Raw genomic sequence first — 18319 nt, 5'->3', positions numbered from 1 at the left:
TGAGAGGCTACTTGCCGAAGCTGCGAAGCCGAAGGGAGTTCGCCACCACCAGGACTGAGCTGGCGGCCATCGCAGCGCCGGCAATCATGGGATTCAGCAGGCCCAGCGCGGCCACCGGTATGCCCACCGCGTTGTAGAAGAAGGCCCAGAACAGGTTCGTCTTGATGGTGCCCAAGGTCCGGCGGGACAGTTCGATGGCCTGGGCCACCTGGCCCAGATCGTTGCCCATCACCGTCAGATCCGCAGCCTCGATGGCCACATCAGTGCCCGAGCCCATGGCGATGCCCAGGTCTGCCTGCGCCAGGGCGGCGGCATCGTTGACCCCGTCGCCGGCCATGGCCACCGTGGCGCCGGCAGCCTGCAGCTTTCGCACGGCCTCAACTTTTCCGGCGGGCAGGACTTCCGCGTAAACATCCTCCGGGGCGATGCCGACGGCGGCGGCAACCTGCGCTGCAACCGCGCCGTTGTCGCCGGTCAGCAGGATGGGGCGCAGACCCAGCCGCTTGAGGCGGGAGATGGCCTCGGCTGAGCCTTCCTTGATGGTGTCCCGGAGCGTGATAAAGCCAGCGGTCCTGCCGTCCACCGCGACCCAGATGGCTGTGGCACCGCTGAGTTCGGCCGCGGCAAACGCCTGCCGCTGTGCTGGCGCAATGGAGATGCCGTTCTCTTCCAGCCATCCTGTTCGGCCGGCCACGACCACTTGCCCCTCCACGGTTCCGGTTACGCCGCCACCTGGCGCGGAGCGGAAGTTTGCGACGGCGGGAAGGCGCCTGCCGTCGTCGTCGTGGCTTTCGTTGCCCATTGGGGTGTGGGCAAGCGGATGGCCCGATTGTCCAGTAAGTGCCGGCTCGGGGGCATGCGCCGCCCCCGCCTGCGGGGCGAAGTGGGCAATACGTTCTGCCAGCGCGGCCGCGGCGATGGCGTGCGCAATGGGGTGCTCGGACGCCGCTTCGACTGCACCGGAGAGCCGCAGAATTTCGGACCGATTGAAGCCGTCAAAGGCCTCAGCGCCGTCTACCGCAAGCTTCCCGGTGGTTACCGTACCGGTCTTGTCCAGCAGGATGGTGTCCACGGTCCGGGTGTCCTCCAGGACCTGAGGACCCTTGATCAGGATGCCCAGTTGGGCGCCGCGGCCGGATCCGGTGAGCAGGCCCACCGGTGTGGCAAGCCCCAGCGCGCACGGGCAGGCAATGACCAGGACAGTGACCGCGGCGGTGAAGGCGGCGCGCAGCTCCGCGTCGCTGATAACGGGCGCGGCGAACAGGAGCCACAGCGCAAAGGTGAGCACCGCAATTACCAGGACAACCGGAACGAAAACAGCGCTGATACGGTCGGCCAGCCGGGCGATGGGGGCTTTCCCCGTTTGCGCCTGTGCCACGAGGCGGGCCATGTGCGCCAGCGTGGTTTCGGAGCCCACCCGGGTGGCACGGACAAGCAGCCGGCCGGAGGTGTTGATGGTGGCGCCGGTGACCTTGCTGTCCGGGCCCACCTCCACGGGCACAGACTCACCGGTCACCAGGGAGGCATCAACTGCGGAACTGCCGTCGATGACTATTCCGTCGGCAGCGATCTTCTCACCGGGGCGTACCACCATCACGTCACCCACCTGGAGCTGCTCGGCGGCAATCTTGCGCTCCGTACCGTTACTGAGGAGGGTGGCCTCCTTGGCCCCGAGATTCAGCAGGGCCCTGAGCGCATCACCGGCCTTTTGCTTGGCACTGGCTTCCAGGAACCTGCCCAGGAGCAGGAAGGTGGTCACCACCGCAGCCACCTCAAAGTACAGCCCGCCGGACTCCATCCCTTCCATCCCGGGGTGTTCCGTCATGCGCGGATCCATCAGGAGTTGCGCGGTGGAGAACAGGTAGGCGGCCGCCACGCCGATGGACACCAGGGTGTCCATGGTGGAGGCAAGGTGGCGGGCATTGACGGCTGCCGCACGGTGGAAGGGCCAGGCCGCCCAGGTGACCACGGGCAGCGCGAGGGCCGCGGCAACCCAGCCCCAATGCGGGAACTGGAAGGCCTCCAGCATCGAGATCAGGAACACGGGAACGGTCAGGACGGCGGCCACCATCAGGCGCGGCTTCAGCGCGGCCGCCGCGCCGCCGTGCTGGACATGACTGGATGGTCCAGTGCCATCCATCCCGTGACCTGCGTGCCCGGTCTGCCCGTCGTCCTGCCTCTGCCCGTGGTCTTGGCTCTGCCCGTCGTCCTGCGGGGGCGCCTCCTGCATGCGGACCGTTGCCTTGTAACCCGCGGCGTTGACCGTATTCACGATCTGTTCATCCGTGATGCCGTCCGGAGCCGTCACGTGGGCTGATTCCAGGGGAAGGTTGACCGAGGCTTCCACGCCGTCGAGCTTGCCGAGCTTCTTTTCCACGCGGTTCACGCAGGACGCGCAGGTCATACCCTCGATATCAAGTTCAACCACCCGGCTCCCGCCCTGATGGAGGAGTTGTTCGTTAGTCATGATGTCCGTTCGGATCCCTGGGGTTCAGGCTTCGTTGGCAACAACGAGGTAGCCGGCCTCCGCGACCGCCTCGCCGATTTCGGAGGGGGACAGTTCATCACTGGAGGTGATGGTAACGGTGGAGATGCCACCGGCGTTGAGATCGACGTCGACAGCTTCGACGCCGGCGAGGGCTTCAAGTTCTTCACTCACCGACGAGACGCAATGGCCGCAGGTCATGCCCGAAACGCTGACGGTGGTGGTGACTGTGGAGGTGGTGCTCATGGCTGGCTCCCTGGGGTTCTGGCCGGCCTGTAGGCCGGCGATGTGTTTAGTGCGAAGTCTGAAGTGTGGGTCCGGTTTATGCAGTGTGCGACGTAAGTGGTGCGGTGTGGCCGTCAGCGAAGCAGCCGGCCAATAGCGTCGGCGGCCTCTTTGACCTTGAAATCGATGGCCTCCGCCCGCAGCGCCGAGTCCGGTTCGGCCGCAGCTCCCACGACACAATGCCCGATATGCTCCTCCACAAGCCCGAGACTCACAGCATGGAGGGCCTTGGTTACCGCCGATACCTGGGTCAGGATGTCGATGCAGTATTTGTCCTCATCAACCATGCGGGCGATTCCCCGTACCTGGCCTTCGATCCGCTTCAAACGGCGGAGGTAAGCCTCTTTATTTCCTGTATAGCCGTGTGCGTGCTCCGGCTGCGATTCAGCGGTAGGCAGCACTTGGGCGGCTTCTTCCGGTGTATTCATAATGCAAACATATACCCGGAGGGGGTATACTGCAAGTACCCCTAGGGGGTATCCAGCTGCTTCAAAAAGGCATTAAAAAGCTCCGGAGTGCGTTATTGGGGGATACGCACTCCGGAGCAGCCTTTGGGCAGATTTGCTATCCGTTCTTTCGACCGGATCTCTCTGCTTGAACCAGCTTACGTGGGCAGAACGCTCTCCGCCACCACCTCGAATAACTACTTTCGCTTTATTATTTAGCGCTCACAATCCATCCTGATGGGCTGGCATCCGATAGGGGACCAGCAGCACCGGTTTGCTCTGATGATGGGTCAGCCACGCTCCCACCGAGCCGGTCAGGACTTCGGAAATCTTGTGCACCAGCCCGCGCTCGGACGTTCCCACAATGATCATCGGGGCGTTGCTTTCCGCGGCGAGCCGGGCAAGTGCCCGGGCAGGATCCCCTGCCAGGGTGCGCAGGCTCCATTCCGGTGGGGGACCTCCTGTGGCCGCATCGTTCATTGCGGATTCGATCACGGCCCCGAGCTCCACGGTCACCGCCCGGATGTCGTCGTCGTTCTTGTCCGGATGCAGGGACAGCCGGTGCGCTGACCTGGCCGGGTCCCATTCCACCAGATAGCTTGCTTCATCCACATAGGCGCACACGAGCGGAGTTGAGAGCTTGACTGCGAGGGCTGCCGCAGTCTGAAGAACCTCCGGATGCTGGTTCGGCACAACCCCCACCAGCAGCGGAGCCGATGCGTTGAAACGTTCTGGAGTCATAGCTCATTGTCTGTCCGGGCAGTGGCACTTGAACAGTACCGCGGCTGGTGGGCAAGCTTTTCAGGCAACAGCGGGCGACGCCGATACCACCACATTCTTTCCCCATGGGTCTTCCGTGTAGCAGCTGATCAGCACGATGCGATTGGGCACCATGTCCCAGATGGGGCTGTCCTTCAGGGCGGCCTTGACGTACGTTGTGACGCTGTCCACGCGATAGCGGATGGTGCCGTTGCCGGTCACCACATCGAACTCGTCGCCCACCGCCGCGTCCGAGCTGAGGTGGTTAAAAGGGGCATCACGGCCTTCCCAGCTGTGGCCAATGATGTACGTCGTGTTTGTTGACCCGTTTCCCGGCGCGCCGAAGGGCATCAGCCAGTATCCGTCCATGGTGGTGGGTGGCACGATGGTCTGGCTGGCCATGGCGGAGTTGTCCGGCTCAAGAGGATGGACGGCGGTATCGATAGCTGCGGCTGCGTATTGGATACGGACGGGTGCGGAGGCATCGGGAAGAACGGGACCGGCGGGTGCTGGTGCAGGCTCAGCTGCCACCGCAGCTACCGGGTCCGGGGGACCAGAAGCCTCCTGTGTCGGTGCTGCAGGCCTGGCCACCGGTTGGGTGGCGCCAGCGGATTCCGGCCACTCAATAAACGACGTCGTTCCTGGCGACTCGACCGTGGCGGCCGTTCCGCCCGCGCCAGGTTCTCCCGCTTGGAGGAGCGGTGCACCGAACGTGAGGGAAAGAAACCCCAGGATCCCGCACAACAGGATGGCTGCATCTGCGCGGCTAAAGCGGCGCCGGCGTTTTGTTGTGGATTCCCGATGCTTTCCCATGATGCCCCCTGTGCCCTGGAAAGAAGGTTTTTTGCAGGAGAGCGCCCTGCCTTATCCGGCGGGGCGCCCTCCTTTTGTGTCGACCAGTTCGCCGCTTGGCGATGGCCGAGTCTGCGTTCGGTCCGTCTTATCGGACGGCTGGTGCTTCTGAGCGAACCCGACGTCGGACCGTAACTGCCATAACTGCCGCAACCATCACGCCCAGGCCTCCCAACCAGGTTGGTGCGGTATCGGTGGCTTCGCCGATTGCCGTCTGTGCGTTGAAGCCCCGATTTCTGCTCTGGATGCCGGTGGCGGCAACAGCGGCGGCAGGAGCAGCTGGAGCCACTACAGGCTGGTTCACGACCGGGGGGACCACTGGTTCTTCGTCGACCGGGGGGACCACTGGTTCTTCCTCGACCGGGGGAACGACTGGTTCTTCGTCGACCGGGGGGACCACTGGTTCTTCGTCGACGGGGGGAATGACTGGTTCTTCGTCGACGGGGGGAATGACTGGTTCTTCGTCGACCGGGGGAACGACTGGTTCTTCATCGACGGGGGGAATGACTGGTTCTTCGTCGACCGGGGGGACCACTGGTTCTTCGTCGACCGGGGGGACCACTGGTTCTTCGTCGACCGGGGGGACCACTGGTTCTTCGTCGACGGGGGGAACGACTGGTTCTTCCTCGACCGGGGGGACCACTGGTTCTTCCTCGACGGGGGGAACGACTGGTTCTTCCTCCACAGGAGGATAGACCGGCGGCGTCTCACCCGGCGGCAACGGGGCGCAGTTGGCGATGTAGATGATCTTTCCCGAATTCGTCCAGTTCAGGCCGCCCGGAATGGAATTGTTAGGCGGAATGATGTCGGTGGGATGCCCGTCGTGGCCGTTCAAGCCGTTCACATTGAATTGCATTGGGTTCCAGCCCGTACCCGTGTCTGACCCGTCATGGCAGACGGTGACCATATTCGGAGCGGCGCTGGCGGGGGCGGTGACACTGATTAGTCCCAGCCCCACCACCGCCAGGGTTGCAGAAGTTCGTTTCATGATATTTCTCCCCAGTCTGTTGGAAACGGACCATGCCAAGCCAAGGGGGAGAAGCAACGACTCTCAGTGCCCCAGCAGCACAGTCAGCTTTGTGTTTTTAGGCTAGGGCGGGGGCTGGAGGCAGTCGCGAGTAGCGTGTACTCGTCTTTCCCCCGTACTTATCGGCTCCGTTACCTGCGGGTACCCGGAAACTAGTGGGCACTACCTGCCCCAGCGATGACGGCCTGAGCAGGGGATTTGTCGGATGCCCGGCCTGAACGCGAACAGAAACTGCGGAGCCTCCCAGGCCTTAAAGCGCGTCCGGAACCCCTCATCTTTCCCTTGTACGCAGCCATGCCCGCGCCTAACGTGGAGACATATGAAAGGTGCGTGAACGGCATGGAAATCTTCATGTGGTGGCTCGATCTGGATCTGGCAACGAAGGAATGGCTCCGGGAGAATCTGCGCGCCGAGGAGTTGCCCCTCCCAGTGCTCCAGGGCATCGCCGAGGCAGGCGGACCACATCCGGATAACCCCGTCTCGGTCCTCACCGAAGCCGACTGGGATTTCATCGAGACCCAGTCTGAATTCGTGGACTGACCGCCCCACGTAGGACATGCTTCACGCTCACAACCGTTGCCACCGCCGGGTGGGAGTGGTTGCATGGGGTGCATGTCAACTGCAGAGAGTTATGTCCTGGCGATCGGAACCAAAAAAGGCCTGTGGCTGGCTACCAGCCCTGACCGTAAGGACTGGTCCTTTTCCGGACCGCATTTCCTGATGAGTGAGATTCCCAGCATTGGCATCGATACGCGGGACGGCCGGACCCGGATCATGGTCGGCGTGAGGTCCGAGCACTGGGGCCCCACGGTGGCGCACTCGGATGACTTGGGCGCGTCCTGGACGGAGCCTGAACAAGGTGCGATTGGCTTTCCTGAGGATACGGGCGCGGCCTTGGAACGAATCTGGCAGATCTACCCCGACGCAGAGTCGCGGCCCGGGGTGGTATGGGCAGGGGCCGAGCCGATTTCCGTGTGGAAATCCACCGACGGCGGAGAACACTTTGAGCTGAACCGGGGGCTCTGGGACCACCCCCACCGAAGCGAATGGGGCGCGGGCTTTGGGGGAGCGGCAGCCCATTCCATTGTGGTGAACCCTGCCGGGGATAACGTGCACGTCGCCATGAGCACCGGCGGAGTTTACCGTTCGCTCGACGGCGGGACGTCCTGGGAGCCGAGGAATAAGGGAATTTCCGCGTACTTTATGCCCGATCCAAACCCGGAGTTCGGACAGTGCGTGCACAAGATAGCGGCGGATGCCGCCGTCGAAGGCCGTCTTTATGCGCAGAACCATCACGGCGTCTACCGCACCGATGACAATGGCGAAAACTGGGAGTCCATCGCGGAAGGCCTGCCTGCTGACTTCGGCTTTGTGATGCTGACGCACCCGCGCCGTGAAGGAACGGCGTGGGTTGTGCCACTGAAGGCCGACGGCGAGCGGATCCCGCCGGACGGGCAGCTCGCGGTTCACCGCACGGACGATGCCGGGGCCAGCTGGAAGCGGCTGGACTCCGGGCTGCCGGAAAACGAGTACAACAGTGTGCTTCGCGATGCCGCCTCAGTGGATGCCGCGGAACCGGCGGGCGTCTATTTCGGCACGCGCGGCGGCACGGTCTATGCCAGCGCGGATGAAGGGGAGACCTTCACGGAGGTGGCGGCACACCTTCCCGATGTCCTCTGTGTGCGGGCAGCCGTGGTGGCCGGTGCCTGACATCAGCGTGGTGCTTCCGAGTGTCCTCCAGCCCTTGGCCGGTGGTCGGCCTGTCCTGACAGCACCTGCCGAAGGGCCGCTTACCGTGGCGAAGCTGCTGGACTCGGTGACCGGGAACTACCCGGTGCTGGCAAGGCGCCTGCGGGACGAAACCGGGGCGTTGCGCCGTTACGTGAACATATACGTCAACGGTGACGAGGTGCGGCGGCTGCAGGGACTTGAAACCGAGGTGGCTGCCGGCCAGGAAGTGCTGGTCATCCAGTCAGTCGCGGGCGGCTAGACAGTTTCAGCTGACCACAGTTTCAGCTCGGACAAGTGCGCCTGCAAAGTGGCGGCCCGGCCACCCAAGCCCCTCCCAGCAAGCCCCTGCCATGCTGCGTCCGTGCGGCGTATCGTGAGATTCAGGAAGAACGACGCCGTTCATTCCAGTGCGCTGTGTCGCCGTCTTACGGAGGGATCGCCATGACAAACCAGAGCCTTCAGTCCGCCATTGACCAGCAGGGCAGCGCCGTCGAGGTGTTGCGTAATGCATACTCCAGGCCCTTTACCTTCCCGGTGACCCCTGAATTCACGAATTGGCGAAGCGAACAGGCGTCGTGGCGGGATTCGTGCGCCCTGCTGGACCAGTCGCACCACATGGCGGACCTCTTCGTCCGCGGCCCCGATGCAAGAAGGTTCTTCACCTGGATCGGGACGAACTCCGCCGCCGGCTACCAGGTGGGGAGGGCGAAGCAACTGGTAGCCGTTAACCACGACGGGTACCTCATCGGTGACGGCATCCTGTTCCACCTCGGCGAGGACTCGTTCGACTTGGTGGCCCTTCCCATGCTGAGTGATTGGGTCGAATACAACATCTCCTCCGGCGACTGGGACGTCACCCTCGAGCGCGACGACCACTCGCTGATCAGGCAGGGCGATCCGAAACTCTTCCGGTATGAGCTGCAGGGGCCGAACGCGCTCGCGATCATCGAGAAGGTCACCGGCAAGCCGGCACCTGAGCTCAAGTTCTTCCATATGGGTGAAATCGACATTGGCGGACGCCCCGTGGGCGTCCTGCGCCACGGCATGGCGGGCCAGCCGGGCTTCGAGCTGTGGGGCCCGTGGGCCGACGCGGCCGCGGTGCATGCGCAACTGCTGGCCGACGGGGAGGAATTCGGCATCACTCCGGTGGGGGCCAAAGGATATTCGTCGGCCAACCTGGGCTCCGGATGGGTGCCCTCCCCGCCGCCGGCGATCTTCCAGCCTGAGCTCCAGGCATACCGCGAATGGCTGGACGTGTCGAAGGCCGGTTCATTGGGAGGCAGCTTCTACTCGACTGACATCACTGACTACTACGTCACTCCCTACGACATCGGGCTCGGCCGTTCGGTGTCCTTCGACCATGAATTCCTCGGCAAGGAAGCCCTGCAGCGGCACTCCGAAGACAAGCGGCGCACCAAAGTTACGCTCGTGTGGAACAACCACGACGTGAAGGATGCGCTCGGATCCATCCTGGGCGAAGGCACTCCCGCCAAGTACATCGAGCTTCCCAAGTCGCGCTACGCGCTGTACCAGACAGACCGGGTCCTGAAGGAAGGCGAGACCGTCGGAATGTCGCTCGACGTCGGCTACCTCGCCAATGAGCAGGCCTTCCTCTCCCTGGCGACGATCGACGTCGAGCACTCCCAGACCGGAACGGAGGTGGTGGTGGTCTGGGGCGAGGAGCCAAACTCCCGCAAGGTCCAGGTGGAGCGGCACCGCCAGGTGGAGATCAGGGCAACGGTTGCTCCGGCACCGTACAGCGAGTTTGCGAGGGCCGGTTACCGGGCCCCGTAACGGTCGGATCAAGCCTCGCCCAAAATCGTTGACAATTTCGTTTCCGATCCGTAGCGTCGGTTTCGAGCGGTCGTGAAGATCGCACCGATCCCGAGCAATGATGCGACAGGAAGGTAGAGGTGGTGGCCGCAAGCCTGAGCCTCAAGGGAGTGGACCTCCACTTCGGCGGCGTCAAGGTTCTGCAGGAAGTGACCTTTGATGTCGAACCGGGAGTGATCTTCGGCCTGGTGGGGCCCAACGGCGCCGGCAAGACTTCTCTTTTCAACTGCATCAGCGGCCACTACAAGCCCAACGCCGGATCGATTACCATCAGCGGCACAGAGGTGCTGGGGAGTGCCCCCTACCGCCTGGCGCGCCTGGGGCTGGCACGCACTTTCCAGCAACCCGCACTGGAGTTGCACGCCACCGTCCTGGAGAATGTGCTGCTCGGAGGGCACATCAGGCTCCCCGGCGGGCCTGTTGCGTGGTCGCTGCGGCTGCCGTTCACGGTGCGGGCCGAGCAAGGAATCCGGGCGGAAGCACTCGAGCTGCTCAACCGGGCCGGGCTGGGCTGGGCCTCCAATCTGCCGGCCGGGGAGCTTTCGCATGGCCTGCATAAGGGCGTGGAGCTCTGGCGTGCGCTGCTCTCCAAGCCGGCGCTCCTGCTGCTGGATGAACCTGCCGCGGGACTCTCGCATGGCGAGGTGGAGCAATTCATCAAGACCGTGCGGCGGCTCCGGGCCGAGCAGGACATTACGATCATCATCGTCGAGCATCACATGGGGCTTATCTCCGCCCTCACCGACCGCGTGGTGGTGCTGGACCATGGACGCAAGCTCATGGAGGGCACTGCTGCCGAGGCGCAGTCCGACGCCCGGGTGATCGAAGCCTACATCGGGAAGGATGCGGCGGATGACGCTACTTGAACTTGCCGGTGTGACCGCTTCCTACGGACCTGTCCAGGTGCTCGACGGGGTGGAGCTGAGCGTGCCCGAGGGTGGCTCGGTGGGGATCCTCGGCGCAAACGGGGCAGGCAAAACGACGACGCTGCGCGCCATCAGCGGCACGGTGCGCACCGGTGGACGGATCAGGTTCGAGGGACGCGACATCCGCGGTTTGCGCCCCGATCAAGTGGCATCGCTGGGGGTCGCCCATGTTCCGGAGGGCCGCGGAACCCTCGGCCAGCTGAGCGTGCGGGAAAACCTCCTGGTGGGCGCCTATCTCCGCAAGGACAGGAAGGCGATCTCCGGCGATATCGAGTACTGCCTTGACCTGTTCCCGCAGCTGCAGGACCGGGTGGGTTCGCGCGCGGCGTCACTTTCTGGCGGTGAGCAGCAGATGCTTGCGGTAGCCAGGGCCTTTATGGCCAAGCCCAAGCTGCTGTTGCTCGACGAAGCATCCCTCGGACTTGCACCGAGCACATCAAAGGCTGTGTACCAGGCAATCAGGCGGCTGCGGCTCGAGTCAGGCATTGCCATGCTGGTGGTGGAGCAGAACGCCAATCTCGCGTTCTCCCTGGTTGATACTGCCACCGTGCTTGAAACGGGGCGCAACGTGCTAACGGGAACTTCGGCTGAACTTAAGGGCATGGACGAGATCCGCCGTGCCTACCTGGGGGGCTGAGTGACTTGGGCACCTTCATACAACTCGTAGTCGACGGGCTCGCCACCGGCTCAATTTACGCGGCGTTGGCGCTCGCCATCGTGCTCGTGAACCAGGCGACCGGACTGATCAACTTCGCCCAGGGCGGCATGGCCGTGCTGTCGGCTTACATCGCCTACGCTTTCACGCAGCTCGGCCTGCCGCTCATCCTCGCGATCCTGGCCGCGGTGGTGATTTCGTTCCTTATCGGCGCGGTGATCGAGCGGTTTCTCATCCGCAGGTTCGAGGGAGGCGAGACCGACACGGCCGTGGTGGTCACCATCGGCCTGCTGACCCTGGTCACCGGCATCGCTGCCGTCCTGTGGGGTTACAACAACCTGGCGTTCCCTTCGCTTTTCCCGCTGGACAGCGTGGAGCTCCTCGGTGCTGTGGTGAGTGTGCGGTCGCTGGCGACAACGGTGACAATTGTGGCCATCATGGTGGTTCTGCAGGTGCTCTTCCTGCGTACCAAGCTGGGGCTCGCGCTGCGGGCCGTTGCCGACAACCCGGGCTCCGCTGCCTTCTCGGGCCTGCCCGTCGGCCGGCTCCTGATGGTGGGCTGGGGGCTCGCCGCGGTTCTGGGCGCGATCGCCGGCGTCCTCGTCGCCCCGCAGCTGACCCTCACCCCCGGCATGCTGGATACGGCACTCGTCTACGCGCTCGCCGCCGTGATCCTCGGTGGCCTCAGCAGTCCGATCGGATGTGTGGTGGCCGCTTCCGCCATCGGCGTGCTTGAAAACCTCGTGGCCGTTTACGTGCCGCTCATCGGCCACGACCTCAAGATTGCCGTGCCGTTTGTGCTGATCTTCGTCATCCTCGTCATCCGACCCCAAGGACTGTTCGGGCGAAAGGTCGTGGTGAGGGTCTGATGCCTGCCATGTCCAGCGTTCTTGCCAAGAGATCCACCCGCGTCATCCTCATAGCGGTGGTGGCCATCGCCCTGATCGTTGCCCCACTCATCCTCCCGGCATTCACCAACCAGACGCTCGTGCGCATTGGTGTGTATGCCGTGGCGGTACTGGGACTGAACATCGTCATGGGCTACACGGGGCAAGTAAACCTTGGACAGATCTTCTTTGTCGGCCTCGGGGCCTATGTCACAGCCTACGGAGTCAACCACGACTGGAACATCATCGTGGTGTTCGTCGCGGCGTGCGTCGTTCCGGGCATCGTAGGGCTGCTGGTGGCCCTGGCTGCAGCCCGGCTTGGTGGCCTGGCCATCGCTATGGTCACCATCGCCCTGCCGATTGTCGGCGTCCCGCTGGCCAAACGCCTTGATGAATTCACTGGCGGCTCCCAGGGGATCTCGGCCCGCTTCACCGATGCGCCGGACTGGTCGGGGCTGTACAACGACCAGTGGCAGTTCTACATCGTCTTGCTGGTGACGGTTGCCGCGTTCCTGCTGGGCCGCAGCCTGGTAACCGGCAAGTACGGCCGGGCGTTCGGTGTGGTGAAGGAAAACGAAGCCGTGGCAGCGTCCATGGGCATCTCGCCGTACCGCACCAAGGTGCTCGCCTTCACTGTCGCCTCCATATTCGGCGGGGCGAGCGGCTTCCTTTACCTTGCGGCGGTGCAGTACACATCGCCCGAGACCCTCAGCTTCGGCCACTCCATCGGCCTGGTGGCCGCGATGGTCATCGGCGGCGCGGGAAGCATCATCGGCGCGCTGATCGGCGGCGCCTACTACGTTTTCGTCCCGCAGCTGACGAACGCCATCGATCCGAACTTAACCACCATCAGCCAGGGCGCGATCCTCCTCGTGGTGCTCTTCCTGCTGCCCCAGGGACTGGTCAGTCTTCCACGTGTGATCCGCTGGCTGCTCCGCCGGCGCACGTCCCGCTCAGCACTACCGGGGAATCCCCCGCAGAACTCTCCTGTGCATCAGCCCGCTCCCGGGGCCGCGCCGGAGGGACTCGAAAAAACAGAGAGGCAAGATCGATCATGAAGATTAGAAAAAAGCCAGACGGGGTCCTCGGTATCGTCGCGATGGCGTCGATCATCGCGCTCTCCCTTGCAGGCTGCGCCCGTGACGGCGCCGGACAGGGTAACGGCTCCGGGGCAAGCCCCGGCATCACCGACACCGCGATCACGCTGGGTGTTACCACTCCGCTCAGCGGCCCCACAGCCGGGCCCGGAACCTGTACCGTCGCGGGCCTCGCAGCCTACTTCGGCTCCGTGAATGCGGCCGGTGGCGTGAAATTCGGCGACGGCAAGACGCGCACAGTCGAGATCAAGTCCTACGACGACGGATATGATCCGCAGAAATCGCTGTCGAACTTCCAGCAGATGGTCTCCGACAACGTTTTTGCCGTCACATCCGGCCTCGGTACTCCCACCAACCGCGCCTTCCGTGATGCCGCCATCAGCCAGGAGGTCCCCCAGGTGCTGGTGATGACCGGTGACCCACTGTTCAGCGACCGGGATGAGAGCCCGTGGCAGCTGGGGTTCGTGCCGATCTACCAGAATGAGGGCTCTGCCTTCGGCAAGCTGCTCGCAGAGTCAGGCAATCAGCACAAGGTAGCCATCCTGTCTCAGAACGACGACTACGGCAAGGGCTACGTTTCGGGATTCAAGGATGCCGTCAAGGACGCATCCAACGTCTCGGTCGTGGGAGAACTGACGTACGAAGCGACTGACACATCAGTAGACGCCCAGCTCACCCAGCTCGCCGCCTCAGGCGCCGATGTCTTCTTCAACGCGATGTCCATCACTCCGCTGGTGATCTCATCGCTCCAGAAGGCGCAGCAGATCGGCTGGAAGCCCAGCTGGTTCCTCCCGTCCAATACATCAAGCCCGACGGCGATCCTCCAGCCCGGTGGTGCGGCGGCATACCCCGGCATCTACTCGGTGTCGTTCTCTAAGGCGCCGCAAAGCCCGGCCTTCGCCCAGGATGAGGACGTGGTCAAGTTCCTGGCGGACCTCAAGCAGTACGGCAACTACCCGGATATGCCGGCCTTCCCGCACTGCATGTGGAGTTACATGGTGGGAGCAACGCTCGAGGAAGCCTTCAAGAAGATGACCGAACCGACGCGTGAGGACTTTATGGCCAAGCTGCGGGACATCAAGGGACTGCAGGCTCCACTGATGCTGGAAGGCACGGCCGTGGACACTACAGTCGACGGTCAGCCGGCAGTATCTTCGGTTCTCGTGCAGAAGTACGACGGGAGGGGATACAGCACGGTGGAGAACTTCGGCTAGCCGCGCAGCCTTATTCCAGCAGTAGCGCTCATCCCAGCACTGGACCTGGCACTAGAGGATTCCAGGGCACTAGACGCGGGCGGCGTTCTGGTCAGCCCAGACGCCGTCCGCTTCTGCCAGCTCATCGATCAGCTTGAGTCCGCGCTTCGCCCACGCGATTTCGCCCCGGGCCCGGTCAACAAGGCCCTCGTACGTAAAGCGTTTGAACGCGATGGTCCGGTCACGGTCCTCTGGTGCTGTGACTGCCAGCCGCCGCACCAGCATCGGGTTGGCAATTTCAGCGATGCGCAGGAGTTCGCCCTCCCACTGGGCCAGTTCGCTCTCCCACTGCGCGATGTGCGAACGGAAGAAGTCCCGGGCTGCCTCGGGAGCCGCCGCCTCCAGGTAGGCAGCCCGGAGATGGGCCGGGTCCCGGACCCGCGCGTATTCCAGGGGCGTGTGCATCCAGGCGAGGAAGGCCTGCTCCCCGGCGTCGGTCACGTGATAGATGCGCCTGGTGGCACGCTGGCCCCGTGGCTGCTCCTCACCCTCGATGAGGTGCTCAGCTTCCATCTTGCGAAGCTCGGGGTAGATCTGCGAGTCAGGCGCATGCCACACGTGACCCACCGACATGGAGAACTGCTTCTGCAGTTCATAGCCGGAGAGCGGGCCCACGCGAAGCAATGCAAGCAGCGCGTATCGCAGGCTCATGCAGCACTCCTTCAGTAACCGGACGGGTTCCAGGGGGCGCTGCCGCCCCCTGGACCCGGCTTCCAGCCTAGGCCGACTTATAGTTGGTCCGCCACCCGCCACGATAGCTGGCGCGTGCGACGGCCGAGTATGGCACGGGGCTGACCACCGCCCGTACGTCGGTCTGAACGTGCGGTTCCACTGCCGCCTTAGCGGTGCCGCCGTCGGGTTCGCCCCACACCACCCTCAGTTCGGTGCCTTCGGGCACGTTGGGGTCGATGGTTGCGAGCGAGAGCGCGCGCCGCTCGTTCGCGCTGTAGCCGGTGAACATGGAGTACCCCACCACCGTGCCGTCGGCGTCGATGACGGAATCGTAGTTCGCCGAACCATAGTTGGCGAGGGGCAGGTCGAAGAACTTGTAGTTCGGTCCTTCCCCCTTGAACAGCGATGCGAAGATCGACGTGACGTCGTCGCCGTCCCAGGCAAGGGTGACCTTCTTGCGCTGCGAATCCTGGTCCATCCGCTCCAAGGCATCGCGGCCGATGAAGTCATGGTCAAACTTCACAAACGTGCCGTAGCCAAGCTCCCAGGGAGTCAGGTAGTAGTCCTCGATGTTCCCGGACACGAACGATCCCGCCAGTGTTCCCGTGGCCTCGTATCCGTCCGCGGGAAGCCACTCGCGGTAGCCGCGCTCCGCTTCGCCTGAGTAGATGGCCGGCAAGGGAGACGGAATCCAGCCGGACTCGAGGGTGTTGGAGGGATAGGCCCGCGAACCGACCGGCACCAGCCCGAATTCGGCGCCGGCTTCCATGATCGCCTCCCTGATACGCCCGTGGTCGGCATAGGGCCCAAAGATTTCAAGACCCGGAGCGCCCGCCATACCGTGGCGAAGGGTGCGGACGTTTGTCCCGTCGATGGTCATGTTGGACATGTTGAAGAACTTCAGCTGCTCCACCGGGCCGCGGTTCAGCTTTTCGATGACCTGCCAGGCGTTCGGCCCCTGGATCTGGAATCGGTAGTACTGGCGGGTGACCTGCTGGCCGTAGGGCCGGGACGGCGAACGGCGGTCGATGGTCATGTCCAGGTTCGGGTAGCCGCCGGTTTCGCCATGGTAAAGCAGCCAGTTGGCGGCAGGTGCGCGTCCCACGTAGACATACTCCTCCTCGGCAAGGCGGAAGAGGATGCCATCGCCGATGACGTGTCCGGACTCGGTGGTGGGGACGTACTGCTTAGCCCTGTTGACGGGGAACACTGCCGTGGAGTTGATGGCCGTCGACGAGATCAGCTTGATAGCGTCCGGACCCTTCATGATCAGGTTGTCCATGTGGTGGGACTGGTCGAAGAGCACAGCGGTCGAGCGCCACGCGGTCTGCTCCTTGATCCAGTTCTGGAAGTCGGCCGGAACCACGGGGTAGATGTAGGACCCGATCTGTGAGTTGCGGAGCAAATCCACTGCGCCGCTGGACGAGTCGAGGACTTCCTGCAGATTCTTCGGTGCCACGATGAACCTCTCATTCTGTATGGGTTGTTTTTGGATCCGTTGTGGTTGGGCCTGAATGTTGGCTTGCAGTATTGGCTGCGGGGAGTCAGAAGACGATGGTGTGGTTGCCGTGCCGGATGACCCGGTCGTCGGCGTGCCATTCGACAGCCCTTGAAAGGACGGCACGTTCCACATACGCGCCACGGGCCTGGAGATCGGTGGCGGTGTGGGCATGTGTCACCCTGGCAACGTCCTGCTCGATGATTGGCCCCTCATCCAAGTACTTGGTCACGTAGTGCGACGTTGCGCCGATCAGTTTCACGCCGCGCTCCTTGGCTTTGCGGTAGGGGGCCGCCCCGATGAAAGCGGGCAGGAAGGAGTGGTGGATGTTGATCAGCGGCACGCCAACCTGGTCGAGGAACTCCGGCGACAGGATCTGCATGTAGCGGGCTAAAACAACGAAATCCACGTTGCCCTCCAGCAGCTTCAGGATCTGGGCCTCCGCGTGCGACTTGTCACTGCCGGCGGACGGCACGTGGAAGAAGGGCACCCCGAACGAGCGGACGTCCTCGGCGGTGTTTGTGTGGTTGGAAATCACCATCGGGATGATGACATGCAGCTCACCGCGGCGGTGCCGCCACAGCAGTTCGAGCAGGCAGTGGTCTGACGTGGAGACCATGATGGCCATGCGTTTGGGAACAGAGCGGTCGGTGAGGTTCCAGGCCAGCCCCAATGACTCCAGCGTCCTGCCCAGATCTGCCTCGATCTCGGGCAAGGCAACTGTCAGGTCAGCCCGGCTGAAGACGATCCGCTGAAAGAAGTCGCCCCCGGTGGGATCGCTGGAGTACTGGTCCAGGGAGACGATGTTTCCCTGGTTTCGGGTGACCAAGGCCGCAACCGCGGAGACGATCCCTGGCCGGTCGGGGCCATGGACAATCAGACAGGCCTGGTCCCTCTGCCCTTGGCTGTGCAGAGCCATCGGGGCCGCCTCACTCCTGCCGGCCCGTGAACCGGCGGGCCCAGCCCGCCGTCTCCGCCAGTCCGCCGAAGGTGTAGAAGTGCAGCCCTACCTGTCCACGGAGGCCGGGGCCTCTGCGCGCGGATTGATGGGCGAGAACTGCGGCAAGGTCATTGACGAAGTTGTCGGGCCCTGCCTCGCCGACGAGGTTGGTGAGTGAGAATCCGTATTTCTTCACGATCATGGCGTTCGCGCCGACGCCAAAGCGGCGGGCAAAGCCCAGGAGGCGTTTGATCCCCGCCGGCCCTGGAGTTCCGACGCGGATTGGAGCGTTGATGCCCCTGGCCCGAACCTCCGCGATCCACTCGGCCACAGGATCGGTATCGAACGCGAACTGGGTGAGGATGACCGGGTCAAGACCCTGGTCCCGGAGCGCTGCGTACTTGTCTTCCAGTGCGCGCCACAGGACCTCCTTCGGGATGTCCGGATGACCTTCGGGGTACCCTCCGATCCCGACTTCGCGTACTCCGAACTCCTGGAGGATGCCACTGCGTATCAGCGAGAGGGAGTCGCTGTAGGGACCCTCGGGCTGGGCGGGATCACCGCCGACGGCGAAAATATGTTGGGCCGCGTCAACGTCCTTCAGGCGGCCGAGGAACTCCCTAAACCGCCGCTCGGACTCCAGCCGCCGGGCCGAGATGTGGGGTACGGGAACAAAGCCCATCTCCCGGACCGACTTGGCGGCGGCCACGCGCATTTCAAGGTCTTCATTCCCCAGGAAGGTCACATTGATTCTCGTCCCGAGGGGAATGAGCGTTCTTGCCTCGAGGAGAGAAGGCACGTCTTTGCCTGTCATCTCCAGGGAGAAGTCCTTCATGAGTTCGCGGGAAGCCGCGCGGTTGATCGTCTGTGTGCTTTTAGTCACAATGCCACGTCCCTTCATTGGGCCCCCCGCTGCACCTGCCACCTTAAATTTTACCTATGCATATAGGTACTGTCCATAGGTATCCTGCTG

General features: G+C 63.6%; 19 protein-coding genes. 9 read left to right on the top strand and 10 right to left on the bottom strand.

Annotation, left to right across the window (positions count from 1 at the left end):
• Positions 1-7: 7 nt before the first annotated feature.
• The 6 genes from M1E17_RS22965 to M1E17_RS22940 all read right to left on the bottom strand — a co-directional run bounded on the left by M1E17_RS22965 (position 8) and on the right by M1E17_RS22940 (position 5815).
• Positions 8-2467 (bottom strand): heavy metal translocating P-type ATPase, encoded by a 2460-nt coding sequence (locus M1E17_RS22965; protein WP_457964435.1) that lies wholly within the window; start codon positions 2465-2467, stop codon positions 8-10.
• A 24-nt stretch (positions 2468-2491) separates the two neighbouring features.
• On the bottom strand, positions 2492-2731 hold the full coding sequence (locus M1E17_RS22960) for a heavy-metal-associated domain-containing protein (RefSeq protein ID WP_457964434.1): 240 nt from the start codon (positions 2729-2731) through the stop codon (positions 2492-2494).
• Between the two features lie 113 nt (positions 2732-2844).
• Positions 2845-3198 carry a metal-sensitive transcriptional regulator gene (locus tag M1E17_RS22955; protein WP_457964433.1) on the bottom strand — a complete coding sequence of 118 codons (354 nt, stop codon included), beginning with the start codon at positions 3196-3198 and terminating at the stop codon, positions 2845-2847.
• 240 nt (positions 3199-3438) lie between these two features.
• Positions 3439-3957 carry a universal stress protein gene (locus tag M1E17_RS22950; RefSeq protein ID WP_457964432.1) on the bottom strand — a complete coding sequence of 173 codons (519 nt, stop codon included), beginning with the start codon at positions 3955-3957 and terminating at the stop codon, positions 3439-3441.
• 60 nt (positions 3958-4017) lie between these two features.
• Positions 4018-4788, bottom strand: coding sequence for a class F sortase (locus M1E17_RS22945; RefSeq protein ID WP_457964430.1), 771 nt, complete (start codon positions 4786-4788; stop codon positions 4018-4020).
• A gap of 127 nt (positions 4789-4915) precedes the next feature.
• Complete coding sequence (locus tag M1E17_RS22940) at positions 4916-5815, bottom strand: hypothetical protein (protein WP_457964429.1); 900 nt, start codon at positions 5813-5815, stop codon at positions 4916-4918.
• Positions 5816-6193: 378 nt separating this feature from the next.
• Here M1E17_RS22940 and M1E17_RS22935 point away from each other — a divergent pair, with 378 nt between their 5' ends.
• The 9 genes from M1E17_RS22935 to M1E17_RS22895 all read left to right on the top strand — a co-directional run bounded on the left by M1E17_RS22935 (position 6194) and on the right by M1E17_RS22895 (position 14197).
• A complete protein-coding gene (locus M1E17_RS22935) occupies positions 6194-6394 on the top strand; it encodes a hypothetical protein (protein ID WP_457964428.1) in 201 nt (66 codons plus the stop codon).
• Positions 6395-6457: 63 nt separating this feature from the next.
• The gene (locus M1E17_RS22930) at positions 6458-7564 is read left to right on the top strand and encodes a WD40/YVTN/BNR-like repeat-containing protein (RefSeq protein WP_457964427.1); all 1107 of its coding nucleotides are present in this window, start codon (positions 6458-6460) and stop codon (positions 7562-7564) included.
• Positions 7524-7844, top strand: a complete 321-nt coding sequence (locus tag M1E17_RS22925) for a MoaD/ThiS family protein (protein ID WP_457964426.1) — start codon at positions 7524-7526, stop codon at positions 7842-7844. Before M1E17_RS22930 ends, M1E17_RS22925 begins: the two co-directional genes overlap by 41 nt.
• 182 nt (positions 7845-8026) lie before the next feature.
• Positions 8027-9379: an aminomethyl transferase family protein gene (locus M1E17_RS22920; protein ID WP_457964425.1), complete on the top strand. Its 1353-nt coding sequence runs from the start codon at positions 8027-8029 to the stop codon at positions 9377-9379.
• A 122-nt stretch (positions 9380-9501) separates the two neighbouring features.
• Positions 9502-10284, top strand: coding sequence for an ABC transporter ATP-binding protein (locus M1E17_RS22915; RefSeq protein ID WP_457964423.1), 783 nt, complete (start codon positions 9502-9504; stop codon positions 10282-10284).
• Positions 10271-10981, top strand: coding sequence for an ABC transporter ATP-binding protein (locus M1E17_RS22910; protein WP_457964422.1), 711 nt, complete (start codon positions 10271-10273; stop codon positions 10979-10981). The genes M1E17_RS22915 and M1E17_RS22910 overlap by 14 nt, the downstream gene beginning before the upstream one ends.
• Positions 10982-10986: 5 nt before the next feature.
• Positions 10987-11868 carry a branched-chain amino acid ABC transporter permease gene (locus tag M1E17_RS22905; RefSeq protein ID WP_457964420.1) on the top strand — a complete coding sequence of 294 codons (882 nt, stop codon included), beginning with the start codon at positions 10987-10989 and terminating at the stop codon, positions 11866-11868.
• Between the two features lie 8 nt (positions 11869-11876).
• Entirely contained in the window at positions 11877-12944 is a 1068-nt protein-coding gene (locus M1E17_RS22900) for a branched-chain amino acid ABC transporter permease (protein WP_457964419.1), read from the top strand.
• Positions 12941-14197 (top strand): ABC transporter substrate-binding protein, encoded by a 1257-nt coding sequence (locus tag M1E17_RS22895; RefSeq protein WP_457964418.1) that lies wholly within the window; start codon positions 12941-12943, stop codon positions 14195-14197. The genes M1E17_RS22900 and M1E17_RS22895 overlap by 4 nt, the downstream gene beginning before the upstream one ends.
• Before the next feature lie 69 nt (positions 14198-14266).
• On the opposite strand, the gene M1E17_RS22890 is transcribed toward M1E17_RS22895, so the two are convergent.
• The 4 genes from M1E17_RS22890 to M1E17_RS22875 all read right to left on the bottom strand — a co-directional run bounded on the left by M1E17_RS22890 (position 14267) and on the right by M1E17_RS22875 (position 18229).
• Complete coding sequence (locus M1E17_RS22890; protein WP_457964416.1) at positions 14267-14887, bottom strand: PadR family transcriptional regulator; 621 nt, start codon at positions 14885-14887, stop codon at positions 14267-14269.
• Between the two features lie 67 nt (positions 14888-14954).
• Positions 14955-16367, bottom strand: a complete 1413-nt coding sequence (gene ligM, locus M1E17_RS22885) for a vanillate/3-O-methylgallate O-demethylase (RefSeq protein ID WP_457964414.1) — start codon at positions 16365-16367, stop codon at positions 14955-14957.
• Positions 16368-16452: 85 nt separating this feature from the next.
• Positions 16453-17325 (bottom strand): formyltetrahydrofolate deformylase, encoded by an 873-nt coding sequence (purU, locus tag M1E17_RS22880; protein ID WP_457964412.1) that lies wholly within the window; start codon positions 17323-17325, stop codon positions 16453-16455.
• Between the two features lie 10 nt (positions 17326-17335).
• Positions 17336-18229 (bottom strand): methylenetetrahydrofolate reductase, encoded by an 894-nt coding sequence (locus tag M1E17_RS22875; protein WP_457964410.1) that lies wholly within the window; start codon positions 18227-18229, stop codon positions 17336-17338.
• Between the last annotated feature and the right edge of the window lie 90 nt (positions 18230-18319).

The organism is Arthrobacter sp. D1-29, assembly GCF_054130585.1.
This window is presented reverse-complemented; position numbering and strand designations above follow the sequence as displayed.

Coding starts and splice junctions, on each gene's coding strand:
- M1E17_RS22965 (WP_457964435.1), bottom strand. CDS start 2,467: ATGACTAACGAACAACTCCTCCATCAGGGCGGGAGCCGGGTGGTTGAA.
- M1E17_RS22960 (WP_457964434.1), bottom strand. CDS start 2,731: ATGAGCACCACCTCCACAGTCACCACCACCGTCAGCGTTTCGGGCATG.
- M1E17_RS22955 (WP_457964433.1), bottom strand. CDS start 3,198: ATGAATACACCGGAAGAAGCCGCCCAAGTGCTGCCTACCGCTGAATCG.
- M1E17_RS22950 (WP_457964432.1), bottom strand. CDS start 3,957: ATGACTCCAGAACGTTTCAACGCATCGGCTCCGCTGCTGGTGGGGGTT.
- M1E17_RS22945 (WP_457964430.1), bottom strand. CDS start 4,788: ATGGGAAAGCATCGGGAATCCACAACAAAACGCCGGCGCCGCTTTAGC.
- M1E17_RS22940 (WP_457964429.1), bottom strand. CDS start 5,815: ATGAAACGAACTTCTGCAACCCTGGCGGTGGTGGGGCTGGGACTAATC.
- M1E17_RS22935 (WP_457964428.1), top strand. CDS start 6,194: ATGGAAATCTTCATGTGGTGGCTCGATCTGGATCTGGCAACGAAGGAA.
- M1E17_RS22930 (WP_457964427.1), top strand. CDS start 6,458: ATGGGGTGCATGTCAACTGCAGAGAGTTATGTCCTGGCGATCGGAACC.
- M1E17_RS22925 (WP_457964426.1), top strand. CDS start 7,524: ATGTCCTCTGTGTGCGGGCAGCCGTGGTGGCCGGTGCCTGACATCAGC.
- M1E17_RS22920 (WP_457964425.1), top strand. CDS start 8,027: ATGACAAACCAGAGCCTTCAGTCCGCCATTGACCAGCAGGGCAGCGCC.
- M1E17_RS22910 (WP_457964422.1), top strand. CDS start 10,271: ATGACGCTACTTGAACTTGCCGGTGTGACCGCTTCCTACGGACCTGTC.
- M1E17_RS22900 (WP_457964419.1), top strand. CDS start 11,877: ATGTCCAGCGTTCTTGCCAAGAGATCCACCCGCGTCATCCTCATAGCG.
- M1E17_RS22895 (WP_457964418.1), top strand. CDS start 12,941: ATGAAGATTAGAAAAAAGCCAGACGGGGTCCTCGGTATCGTCGCGATG.
- M1E17_RS22890 (WP_457964416.1), bottom strand. CDS start 14,887: ATGAGCCTGCGATACGCGCTGCTTGCATTGCTTCGCGTGGGCCCGCTC.
- purU (WP_457964412.1), bottom strand. CDS start 17,325: ATGGCTCTGCACAGCCAAGGGCAGAGGGACCAGGCCTGTCTGATTGTC.